This window comes from Spirosoma gilvum (assembly GCF_054776815.1).
This window is the reverse complement of sequence record NZ_BAAHBH010000017.1, coordinates 70261-81942: the sequence shown is the minus strand read 5'-3', so window position 1 is coordinate 81942 and position 11682 is coordinate 70261. Positions and strand designations below refer to the sequence as shown.

Sequence of the window (11682 nt, the reverse complement as noted above, 5' to 3'; positions counted from 1 at the left end):
ATGATACGACGATGGCTATATGGATCGGCGGGTCTGTTAATACTGTTTACTGCTTCCTGCCAACCGGGAGTTACGTCCTCGACTACAGCGGATGATTCGACGCAAATTGCCGCCAGCGACCATGACCACTCAGGACATAATCACCGCCCTGACGCGGAGGGAGGTACAACCTATACCTGCCCAATGCACCCACAGATTGTACAATCGGCACCGGGTACGTGTCCTATTTGTAGTATGGATCTGGTCGCTGTTGTAAAAACGGGTGCCAAAGCCGCAGAAATCATGCTTAGCGCCAGTCAGATGCAGTTGGCCAATGTAACGGTGCAACCCGTATCGTCGGGCAGCATTGGTAACAGTACCGTCTTAAACGCCCGGTTAGCGGCCGATCAGCAGCAAACGGATGTCATCAGTAGCCGGGTGGCTGGCCGAATTGAGCGGCTGTATGTAAAGGAAACTGGCCAGACCATCCGTAAGGGTCAGGTACTGTACGAAATCTATAGCGAACTCCTGCTTACCCAGCAACAGGAATATTTGATTGCGCTGCAACAGGAGCAGGAAATGAGTAACGGCGAAGCGTCAAACGCATCCGGGCGGTATAGTCAGTTTCGCCAGGCCGCCGAGCAGAAGCTCCGGCTTTACGGCATGACCGCCGGGCAGATTACCGCTTTAGGCAAAACGAAGAAGGTACTGCCCCGTATTCCGTTCGTAGCTTCGGCAGGGGGTACGGTTACCGAGATTGCGGCCAGTGAAGGGCAGTACGTCGGTGAAGGGGCGTTACTCTACCGGCTGGTTAATCTCGGCCAGCTGTGGGTCGAGGCTGAGTTATACGCCGGTGAAGCGAAGTACGTGAAAGTCGGCGACCGGGTATCTGTGCGAGTAATCGGGTACGAAGGGGACTTAACGGCGCGGGTTGCCTTCATCAACCCCGAATACCAGGCGGGCAGTCAGGTACTTATCATGCGAGCTGTCCTGGCCAACCCGGGCGGGCGGTATCAACCCGGTCAACAGGCTCAGGTGCTGCTCCGGCGTGGGGTACAGCGCGGGCTGACGCTGCCCGTTGATGCAGTCGTTCGGGGGGGAGAGGGCGCGGTCGTGTTTGTGCAAACAGGGCCGGGTACGTTCCAGCCGCGCCGGGTGCAAACCGGTACTGAAACCGATCAGCGGGTGGTCATTAACAACGGACTCAACGGCGACGAGACCATAGCCATGTCAGGAGCCTACCTGCTATACAGTGAGTTGATTCTTAAAAAAGGGGTGAACCCGTTTACTAAACAGCCAGACGACGATGGCGTTAAATCGACCCCAAACGCCGAGACAAACCCAGCACCGGTTGCCAATCGCCAAGCGGAAGCAACCCCAGTCAGCCAATCCGGGAAGCCGGTAGCAGATCTCTCATCTGGCAAACCAACGGGTAGTGGTGCACCGGACACCTTCAAAAAGCAGTTAACGGGTGTATATGAAGCCTCGTTAAAATTGACTGAAGCGTTGATAGGCTCTAATAGTGGAAGCACAAAAGTTGCGGCAATCGGGGTCGAAAAGGCACTTTCAGGGGTGGATATGAAGCAGCTGTCCGGTCAGGCCCATACCGACTGGATGACATACCTGAATGCCATGAGCGCGGCTCTGATAGCGATTCGTCGTACGGGCGATCTAGGCAAGCAACGCACGGCCTACGCTCAGTTTGAGGACGGTTTGTACCGAAGCGTGAAGACGTTTGGCATTACGGATAAACCGGTGTACCGCCAATACTGCCCTATGGCCCTGAATAATAAGGGCAGTTACTGGCTCAGCGACAGAAAGCCCATCCGCAACCCCTTTTTCGGCGATCAGATGCTGACCTGCGGAGAAACGAAGGAAGAAATCAATTGATCCGTTACGTCAGACTACTTGCTTAAACGCAATTTCTATGGCTCTACCTCTATCCATCCGTGCATCCCGGTTTCAGTCCATAAATAGAAAACTCAGACGCTTTCCCGCCAAACTGGTCAAGCTGGTAATAGGCAAAGGGTCCCGTTGGTATTATCGCCGATTGGGGTGTCAGTTTTTAGATAAACCACAAACAGCCTATCAGCTTGAACCGTATCAGCGCCTTACTTACCCCGCTAACGCACTGTCCCTCTCTGAGATCGCCGACCTGAACAATCCTGTGAAGGTGTATTTCACCGCAAATCAGTCAGAAACTGAACCTGTTTCAGTATGGCTTTTAGGACAGTTCAACGGAGCGCTTCGGCAACTTCCGTATGGGGGTATCCGCAGTCGGAAGTATGTTTTTTGTACGGATATCAACACGGATGACTTCTTTCGAAACGTCCTTCACCGAAAAAAGCGCCAACAAGTCAGCACTACGACCTTAATTGCCCCCTGGAGTCATTACCTGGATGGCATTGTCTGGGGCGGCTATTTTGACTTCGTGATGTTAGTAGCGGGAAAGTTATGCCGGATTAAAGAAGCCATTCCTGAAACTACGTTCAACGAAGCCATCGTTGCTTACCCCTTATTTAACACCGCCTACGAGCGTGAGTATCTTTCCTTACTGGATATAGATCCGGGTCGTATCGTGGACACCCGCACGACGCAGGTACGTTTCGAGCAATGTGTGCTGGCGAATACCGGCCATTGGTTTTATCCAAACAAGGCAGACATCGACGCGCTCCGCAAACACATCTTATCTAAACTTCCTCCACCAACTGGAAAACGCAGTCGGGTATACATTAGCCGCGCGGGGCGACGGCGAGTGCTCAACGAGCCTGATTTGATCGACTTGCTGCGACGCTATAACATTGAGGTGATTGAAGACAAGCCGCGTTCAGTAACTGAACAGGTGGCTATCTACCAAAACGCCGAGTTTATAATTGGCCCACATGGGGCCTCGTTTGTCAACATCCTCTGGTGCCAACCTGGTACACATTTGTTCGAGTTGTTTGCCCCAACCTATTTCCCCGATTTCTATCGAAACATATCTGAGCAACTGGGCCTACGCTATTCGGCCTACTTTCACGGCTCGGCAGCAACGGGGGGGTGGGCTGAAGGATTAGAAGACGATATATATGTGTTGGTGGATGAGCTGGAGCGGTGTCTGGAAAAGATTTTTAACTATGGCATAGCGTACAACTGATCTTATCAGGCGATTGTTTGGCAGATAGTACGGATCACATTGCTTGGCTAAACTTTTCAGAATGCTCGAAAGTGCAGCTTTTTTCGATTTTGTATAGTACGCCACTTAGTTCTCATTGCCACAATTCGTGTAGTTACCACCAATGCCTGGCTTAACAGTCTTCTTTGACTGAGCGTATAGTTTATAGGTCAGTAGAGGATTACCAGTTGTCTTAAGGCAAAGCCAAGTAGTTCATATTCCTGCCTGCCGTTTTCCACCCCTGGGTAGTTCTACGGAAAGGGAGATAATTCGTCATTTGGAAGAAAAATCAGTCTCACAAACTCAGCTAAAATGTGAGTGTCATGTCTTAGAATAGGTTTACAGCCCTCAATTGAACTGTAACATGAACAAAAGGCTGTCCGAGAATATTTGCTGGGTGGGTATACCTACCTGCAACTAGAGAAAAAATATGGCATCAGTAAAGCCACGATAAATCGGTGTATGCTCAAGTATCAAGCCCAACAGCAGGCTAAACTAAAAGGCGTGGGCTTAGCTTCCGATCCCATGAAGCCAAAACCCAATCAACCGCCTACCGTTGAGCAACTCCAAAAGCTGTTGGAGCGCGAACAACTACGCAATAAGCTGCTGAACGCCATGCTCAATATTGCCGAGGACGAACTGCAAGTCCCGATCCGAAAAAAGTTTGGCACTAAGCGGTCAATAAAGTGAGGCACAACGAAAAGCGACACAGCCTGTGGGCGTTGTGTGCACTGCCGCTTCGGCGGTCCGATTGGTTATAGCAGGCAGGCCTTCTATCAATTTGAAAAGAACAATAACCAGAATTGCTTTAAAGCCGAGCTGGTTATTCAGCAAGTGTTGCTTCACCGCGCTCAGCAGCCCCGCTTAGGCACTCGAAAATTACTGGTGCTGATGCAGGATTTCGTCCAAGAGCACCAGTTGAAGCTGGGTCGAGATGCGCTGTTTAATTTGCTACGAGCCCATAAGTTATTAGTAAAAAAACGTCGCCGTAGAGTACAGACTACTTTTTCAAATCACTGGCAAAAGAAATATCCGAATCTAATTCGGGAGTATGTACCCAAGGCGCCCAACTTGTTATGGGTGAGCGACATAAAGTATATATTGGTCGGTGATGGCTTTGCTTATCTGAGCTTAGTGACCGATACTTATAGCCGAAAAATTGTTAGATCTGTGTATCGGAAACGTTGAGTGCGATGGGTAGTCTGAAAGCCTTGGAGATGGCCTTAAAAGCCTGCCAAGACACTTCTGAATTGATTCACCATAGTGACCGGGGTGTGCAGTATTGTTGCCTGGAGTATGTCAGTCTTTTACAGAATAATAACATCCAAATCAGTATGACGCAAAGCGGAGACCCCTTGGAAAATGCGATCGATGAACGGGTGAATGGAATACTAAAAGCGGAACTATTAGCCGATCAGTACCCTAGCCTGAGCGTAGCCAAAAAGGGGATCGCCCAAGCTGTGTTGATCTATAATTCATTGCGCCCCCATAGCAGTTGTGACATGCTGACCCCACAACAAGCCCATCAGCAACGGGGCGATTTACGAAGACGCTGGAAAAATTATTATAAGAAAAGGGAAGTAGAGCTAGAAGTGGATAGCTAATTTTTGGTTGAGATACTGTGAACCAATGGTAGGACTATAAGCATAAACTAATAAATTCACCCCGAAACTGTAAACTTATTTTAGGACGCTACAGAGATTTTGATTAGTGAGATGACAATTTGAGACTGAAGCTTATAGAGAATGACTTTGCTAGGACAACTCTGTAACCATCTCTTTAAATGGGCGTGGCTGTTGCACAACCCTACCTAGGGATTTGAGTAGTCTTTTCTGTATCTTAAGCTATGCAAGGCCGAAAAGAATATACCGAAAAGCAAATCACTTGTTTTCAGCTGTCCAACCGAGTCCCTAAGCACAATTTCTACCGCCGGTTAAAAGAGACGCTCGACCTGACCTTCATTTATGAGGCCACTAAACAGCTATATGGCCAAACAGGTAACCCTTCTATTGATCCAGTCGTATTCTTTAAGTTCATGCTCGTTGGTTGCCTGGAGAATATTACCTCCGACAGAAAGCTGGTCGAGCATTGCTCCATGCGCATGGATATGCTGTATTTCCTGGGCTACAACATTGATGAGCCATTACCTTGGCACTCAACTTTGAGTCGTACCCGACAGATTTATCCGGAAGCACTCTTTGAGGCCCTGTTCGATAAAGTGTTCAACCTGTGTGTTGCTAACAACATGGTGGCTGGCCGTCGAGTAGCCATCGACTCGGCCCCCGTCAAAGCCAATGCGTCCATGGAAAGACTGCTCGAAAAACAACCTAATCTACCTGGTCCTAGGCTGGTCCGGTCGACTGAGGGTCAGGATAAGCCAGTGACTTCTGTAGCCACATTAAGCCCTCGTCAAGCTGCGTCGGTAATTACCGCAGCTGATCACCAATTAAGACGGCTGAAAAAGCATCAGCAAAACTTGAAGAGTGCCCCCACTACCTTAGGAGCTGGTAACGAAAAGGCAAAGTTACTCAGCAACAAAACCCACTACAGTCCCACCGATCCCGATGCGCGCATCTCGATTAAGCCGGGTAAAGCCCGCAAACTCAACTACCATTGTAGCCTGGCCGTGGATACGGCCGAAGGCGTCATTAGTCATGTGCAGGCCGATTTTGCCGATGGCCGGGACAGCCAACACTTGCCTGATATCACCCTCAAGCTTCAGCAGCGGTTAGCCGCCAATGAGCTACGTTTAGAAGAGATATTGGCTGATACAGGTTACTCGAACGGCAGCAACTACGCTTTGCTGGAAGGGTGGAACATTACGGGCTGGATACCTGTCTTCGGCCACTACAAGCCACACATCGAAGGCTTTCCTTATGAGCCTGAAGGCGATTACTTTACTTGTTCCGCTGGCAAGCGACTGCCTTTCAAGACCTTTGCCACCCATGCTGAAACTGGTTTGTTGAAAGTCTACCGGGCAGATTACCAGGACTGCAAACAGTGCCCCCTCAAACCCACCTGTGTACCTAAAAGCCAATGTCGACAATTTATCCGGACGGCCTATGATCCGTTCTATCGTCGAGCTCTGGAGCGCCAGCAAAGTCGGCGGGGCAAGCGCATGAAAAAGCTTCGTCAACGGACGGTGGAGCCTGTCTTAGGTAGTCTGGTGGAGTACAATGGGTTACGAAAGATCAATGTACGGGGTAAGGCTGGGGCTCACAAGGTGATGCTGATGGCGGCTATTGCCTTCAATCTAAAGAAGTATATGAAGTTTACTACCAAGTCCACTGTTAGCCAGGCCATAGCCCTAAAAGTGGAGTGGTCATTGTCTTCTCAAGACACTTACCTAGGCTTTGGCATGCTTTTCCTCAACTAATAAGGGCAGAAGAAGGAGGTAGAAAATCTAATTTGCCATTTCAGACGCGGAAATATCGATGTGGGAAACAGAGTTGTGCAACAGCCACGGGCGTTTAAAGAGACACATAGAGATTAATTGATCTGTTATAAGACTATCAAATTTTTAGTTTTGTTGTAGCTGGTCGAAAAATATTCATCGTTTCAACGCTCAGATTCAAACTGCAACGGTCGGTGCACTAGGTTAGGGGTATGGAAAGTTATGGTTGGGTTTCTTTCCGTAAACAGGTATGATATAGTCGAACGAGCGATTCCTATTGAATTTCACACGAATACTAAATTAATCGTAACTTTACGATGAAAACCAATTTTGTGTTTGTAAGTGATAATTTATAAGACTGTGCTATGAAGCTTTTCAGCCTACTTCCAATAAGCTTACTATTTATAACCGCCATTTTGTTAGGCAATGATCCCGACAAAAAGACGGAACTGAATGGTTCTTTAGTGACCTACATCAATGGCATCAAACAAGATTTTTCAAAAATCCCGCAAGACCGCAAAGCCGAATTGGACAAAATAGCGGAGTTTATTCAACTCAAAGTAAACGCCAAAGAACCTGTCCAATTAACCTACATCTGTACGCACAATTCCCGACGCAGCCATTTTGGCCAATTGTGGGCAGCCACAGCCGCTGCTTACTATGGCGTGCCCAGGGTGAAAACCTTCTCAGGCGGAACCGAAATCAGCGCATTCAATGAACGAGCGATTGCGGCTTGCAAACGAGCGGGATTCGATATTGCCAAGGTGTCGGAAGGGCCCAATCCGATCTATGCCGTCAATTACGCTTCTGGCGTAGAACCCATCAAAGCGTTCTCCAAAAAATACGATGATACCAGCAATCCCCAAAGCAATTTCATAGCGATCATGACCTGTTCACAAGCAGACAAGGCTTGTCCCATTGTGAAAGGCGCAGCGGTACGGGTAGCAACGCCTTATTACGATCCGAAAGCCTTTGATGGTACTCCTCAGGAAACCGCGAAATATGACGAGCGGTGCAAGCAAATCGCCACGGAAACTTTTTACGTTTTCTCCAAGGTGAAGGTGGCGATTTGATCGACAAAAAATTTATTCATCGTAATATTGCAATAAATAAAAAACCTGCTACCTTTGGGGCATGGGACTGACCAAAACCGAAATATTCACCGAAGAGCAAAACCGCATCGCGGATCTGGCGAAAGCATTTGCGCATCCTGCACGGGTGGCCATTCTGCAATTGCTGATTTCCAAGAAAGCCTGCGTTTGTGGTGACCTGGTGGACGAGCTGGATTTGGCCCAGGCGACCGTATCCCAGCATTTGAAAGAACTGAAACGCATCGGCATCATTCAGGGCGAAATCAACCCACCCCGCGTGTGCTACTGCATCAACCCCCCCGTTTGGGAGGAAGCCCAACGCGCATTCGGAGCCTTGTTTGACACGTTTGTGCCTGTGACCTGCTGCTAGTCAACGGCAGGTGTTTTTTTGCCTGAATCAATCGTAATATTACAATATACCAATAGGAAAGCATATGGAACCCGCCGAGCAAATCAAAGAAGTCGTGCGCCAGAAATACGGTGCGATTGCTGAACAACCGACCGTCGGCCCGGCCGATGCCAATGGCTGCTGTGGCCCCACCTCCTGCTGTGGGCCTGAAACAGTCGCTAACGTGCCCATTGATATGGCCGTGGGTTATGACGAGCTGAACGGCTACGTGGCCGAAGCCGATTTGGGATTGGGTTGCGGCCTGCCCACGCAATTCGCGCAAATCAAGCTAGGTGATACGGTGGTGGATCTGGGATCGGGCGCAGGCAATGACTGCTTTGTGGCCCGTGCCGAAACCGGCGAAACGGGCCGCGTGATCGGCCTGGACATGACCCCGGCCATGATCGACCGTGCCCGCAAAAACACCAAGACGCTCGGATTTACCAACGTCGAGTTTGTCTATGGCGACATCGAGGACATGCCCTTGCCGAGCAATCTGGCCGATGTGGTGGTGAGCAATTGCGTGATGAATCTGGTCCCCAACAAACAAAAAGCCGTGGCCGAAACCTTCCGCATTTTAAAGCCCGGTGGTCATTTCAGCATCTCCGATATCGTGCTGAAAGGGGAGCTGCCCGCAGGCTTGCAACAGGACGCCGAACTCTATGTGGGTTGCGTCTCTGGCGCCATCCAGAAGAGCGACTATTTGCAGCTCATTCAGGAGAACGGTTTTACCAACATCACCGTGCAGAAAGAGCGGGAAATCGCCTTGCCGGATGATGTGCTGAAAAACTATCTGTCGGACGACGAAATCGCCGATTACCGCCAACAGGACAAAGGTATCTACAGCGTCACGGTGTTTGCTCAAAAGCCCGAAGAAGCGGCCAAAGCGGCTTGCTGCCCTCCCGGTTGCTGCAACTAATCCAATCAATCAGCCATGAAAAAAATCCTAGTGCTTTGCACGGGCAATTCCGCCCGCTCTCAATTGGCCCAAGGCTACCTGCAATATTTTGCCGGTGATCGGGCGGAAATTCTCAGTGCTGGAGTGAACCCCAAAGGGGTGAATCCGCTGGCCATTCAAGTGATGGCCGAAGACGGCATCGACATTTCGCATCACACCTCGAATCATGCCGACGAATACGTGCATATTCCCTTCGATTACGTCATCACCGTCTGCGACAACGCCCGCGAGCAATGCCCGTTTTTCCCCACCGTGGGCGAACGCATTCACCAGAGCTTTCCCGATCCTGGCCACACGCCAGGAGAAGACGCATTGACTTCCTTCCGTCGGGTGCGGGATCTGATCAAAACCTACAGTCAGGAATTTATCGCCAGCCGTTTGGGTGAAGCTGTCCCGCAATAAATGATGGCCATGCAGATCGAACCCGCACAACTGGCCGATACTGAGGCCGTTATTGCCCTGCTAGAGCAAGGGCACCTATTGACTGAGGATTTGCCTACCGGGCTTCCTGGTTTTGTCATTGCGAAATACGAGGAAATCCCCGTTGGGGTGGCTGGTTTGGAACGCTTCGGCCCGGTGGGCCTGCTGCGTTCGGTGGCCGTCGATCCGCACTACCAGGGCAAGCAAATTGCCGCCCAACTGGTTGGCCGATTGCTGGAAGCCGCCCAGGCATCCAGCCTGCAAGAAGTGTATCTCATTACCAATACAGCCGACCGATATTTCGAGCGGCATGGCTTCCAAACCGTCAACCGTCAGGAGGTGCCTGCGGCCATCCAACAGACGCAGCAATTCAGCGATTTATGCCCGTCATCGGCCATCGTTATGAAACGCGCGCTAATTCAGGATCAATTATGAGTACCCCCCGTCTTTCGTTTCTCGACCGCTTTTTGACCCTATGGATTTTCCTGGCCATGCTGATCGGCGTGGGCATCGGGTATTTTTTCCCGCAGTCCCAGAACTTCATCAATGGGTTTAATTCCGGCTCGACCAATGTGCCGCTCGCCGTTGGCCTGGTGCTGATGATGTATCCGCCTTTGGCAAAGGTGCGGTATGACGAGTTGCCCAAGGTATTTGCCAATACTAAAATTCTTGGGCTTTCACTCGTGCAAAACTGGATCGTCGGCCCTTTGCTCATGTTCGGTCTGGCGGTCATTTTTCTGCCTGACAAACCCGAATACATGACCGGCCTTATTATGATCGGCATTGCCCGCTGCATTGCGATGGTGATCGTCTGGAATGATTTGGCGGGCGGTGATCGACTGTATGCAGCCGGTTTGGTGGCCTTCAACAGCATTTTCCAGGTGCTGTTCTATTCGGTCTATGCCTGGTTGTTCATTACTGTGCTACCGCCCCTGTTTGGCCTGCATGGTTACGAGGTGAATATCACCATCGGCGAAGTGGCCAAAAGTGTATTCATTTATTTGGGCGTGCCCTTCCTGGCAGGCATGTTTTCGCGGATTATCCTGACGCGTTTGAAAAGCCGCCAATGGTACGAGCAGACGTTTTTGCCTGCCATCAGCCCCATTACGCTCATCGCGTTGCTGTTTACCATCGTGGTCATGTTCAGCCTGAAAGGACAGCTCATCGTGTCCATTCCGCTCGATGTGCTGGGCATCGCCATTCCGCTGACGATCTATTTTGCCATCATGTTCTTTTCGGCCTTCTACCTCTCGAAACGGGCCGGTGCCGATTATGCCAAATCCACTTCGCTCGCCTTCACCGCAGCGGGCAATAATTTCGAGTTGGGCATCGCCGTTGCCATTGCCGTTTTCGGCATCAATTCGGGTGCAGCCTTTGCGGCCGTGGTCGGTCCGCTGATCGAAGTGCCGGTGCTGATCCTGATGGTCAATTTTGCCCTGAAACAACAAGACAAATTTGCCCTTCACTACAAAAAAACGCTTCAAAAGCACGCATGAAAATTGCCCTGTTTTCCGACATTCACGCCAATTTGCCTGCTTTGGAAGCAGTATTGGCCGACATCGACAGCCGCCAGCCTGACGTGGTCTATTGTTTGGGCGACCTGGTTGGCTACAATATTTGGCCAAACGAGGTGATTGCCACGATCCGCAAACGCGGTATTCCGACGATTGCCGGGAATTATGATTATGGCATCGGTCGCAGCTCCGACGACTGCGGATGCGCTTACAAAGAAGAGCAGGAGAAGGCCAATGGCAAAGTCTCCATTGCCTATACCAACAAAGCCCTGGGCGATACCGAGCGGCAATATCTGCGCACGCTGCCAACCCATATTCGGGTCGAATTCGAGCTAGGCAATGACCCCGAACATCTTTGGCAGCAACAAACGCCGTTTACGCTGTTGCTGGTGCATGGCAGCCCCCGGCGCGTGAATGAATATTTGTTCGAGGATCGGGGCGACCGGAGTTTGGGACGCGTGATCGAGGGGGCCGGGGCCGATGTGCTATGCTTCGGCCATACGCACAAGCCCTTTAATAAAGTGGTCAGCGCGGAGCCGGAAGAAGAAGCCAGCTATTTCCGTCATGCCATCAATATCGGTTCGGTCGGCAAGCCCAAGGACGGCGATCCGAGGGCCGGTTATGTGCTGCTGAGCATTGATGAAACCGCCCGCCCTGGTTCACGCGACGGCGTTTCCGTTGAATTCGTGCGCGTCGCTTATGACGTGGAGAAAGCGGCCCAGGCCGTAGAACAAAGCGAATTGCCGGATGCCTATGCACAAGCATTGCGCATCGCTCGATAATT

Annotated in this window: 13 protein-coding genes; all 13 read left to right on the top strand. The window is 50.7% G+C overall.

Annotation, left to right across the window (positions count from 1 at the left end; all coding sequences use genetic code 11):
- The 13 genes from ACYVFD_RS32230 to ACYVFD_RS32170 all read left to right on the top strand — a co-directional run bounded on the left by ACYVFD_RS32230 (position 1) and on the right by ACYVFD_RS32170 (position 11680).
- The gene (locus tag ACYVFD_RS32230; RefSeq protein ID WP_461094690.1) at positions 1-1869 is read left to right on the top strand and encodes an efflux RND transporter periplasmic adaptor subunit; all 1869 of its coding nucleotides are present in this window, start codon (positions 1-3) and stop codon (positions 1867-1869) included.
- Positions 1870-1906: 37 nt separating this feature from the next.
- A complete protein-coding gene (locus tag ACYVFD_RS32225) occupies positions 1907-3115 on the top strand; it encodes a glycosyltransferase family 61 protein (RefSeq protein WP_461094689.1) in 1209 nt (402 codons plus the stop codon).
- A 480-nt stretch (positions 3116-3595) separates the two neighbouring features.
- Positions 3596-3823: a hypothetical protein gene (locus ACYVFD_RS32220; protein ID WP_297369300.1), complete on the top strand. Its 228-nt coding sequence runs from the start codon at positions 3596-3598 to the stop codon at positions 3821-3823.
- 36 nt (positions 3824-3859) lie between these two features.
- Positions 3860-4321 (top strand): transposase family protein, encoded by a 462-nt coding sequence (locus ACYVFD_RS32215; protein ID WP_461094688.1) that lies wholly within the window; start codon positions 3860-3862, stop codon positions 4319-4321.
- A 5-nt stretch (positions 4322-4326) separates the two neighbouring features.
- A complete protein-coding gene (locus ACYVFD_RS32210) occupies positions 4327-4737 on the top strand; it encodes an integrase core domain-containing protein (protein WP_297369305.1) in 411 nt (136 codons plus the stop codon).
- 242 nt (positions 4738-4979) lie between these two features.
- Positions 4980-6509, top strand: coding sequence for an IS1182 family transposase (locus tag ACYVFD_RS32205; protein ID WP_461094687.1), 1530 nt, complete (start codon positions 4980-4982; stop codon positions 6507-6509).
- A gap of 383 nt (positions 6510-6892) precedes the next feature.
- Entirely contained in the window at positions 6893-7600 is a 708-nt protein-coding gene (locus tag ACYVFD_RS32200; protein WP_293691084.1) for a low molecular weight phosphatase family protein, read from the top strand.
- A gap of 61 nt (positions 7601-7661) precedes the next feature.
- Entirely contained in the window at positions 7662-7988 is a 327-nt protein-coding gene (locus ACYVFD_RS32195; protein ID WP_293691086.1) for an ArsR/SmtB family transcription factor, read from the top strand.
- A gap of 64 nt (positions 7989-8052) precedes the next feature.
- Positions 8053-8925 carry an arsenite methyltransferase gene (locus ACYVFD_RS32190; protein ID WP_461094686.1) on the top strand — a complete coding sequence of 291 codons (873 nt, stop codon included), beginning with the start codon at positions 8053-8055 and terminating at the stop codon, positions 8923-8925.
- Between the two features lie 15 nt (positions 8926-8940).
- Positions 8941-9366 (top strand): arsenate reductase ArsC, encoded by a 426-nt coding sequence (locus ACYVFD_RS32185; RefSeq protein ID WP_293691090.1) that lies wholly within the window; start codon positions 8941-8943, stop codon positions 9364-9366.
- Between the two features lie 9 nt (positions 9367-9375).
- A complete protein-coding gene (gene arsN2 / locus ACYVFD_RS32180) occupies positions 9376-9819 on the top strand; it encodes an arsenic resistance N-acetyltransferase ArsN2 (RefSeq protein WP_297369502.1) in 444 nt (147 codons plus the stop codon).
- Positions 9816-10880 carry an ACR3 family arsenite efflux transporter gene (gene arsB, locus ACYVFD_RS32175; RefSeq protein WP_461094685.1) on the top strand — a complete coding sequence of 355 codons (1065 nt, stop codon included), beginning with the start codon at positions 9816-9818 and terminating at the stop codon, positions 10878-10880. Before arsN2 ends, arsB begins: the two co-directional genes overlap by 4 nt.
- Positions 10877-11680 carry a metallophosphoesterase family protein gene (locus ACYVFD_RS32170; RefSeq protein ID WP_461094684.1) on the top strand — a complete coding sequence of 268 codons (804 nt, stop codon included), beginning with the start codon at positions 10877-10879 and terminating at the stop codon, positions 11678-11680. The genes arsB and ACYVFD_RS32170 overlap by 4 nt, the downstream gene beginning before the upstream one ends.
- Positions 11681-11682 lie beyond the last annotated feature (2 nt).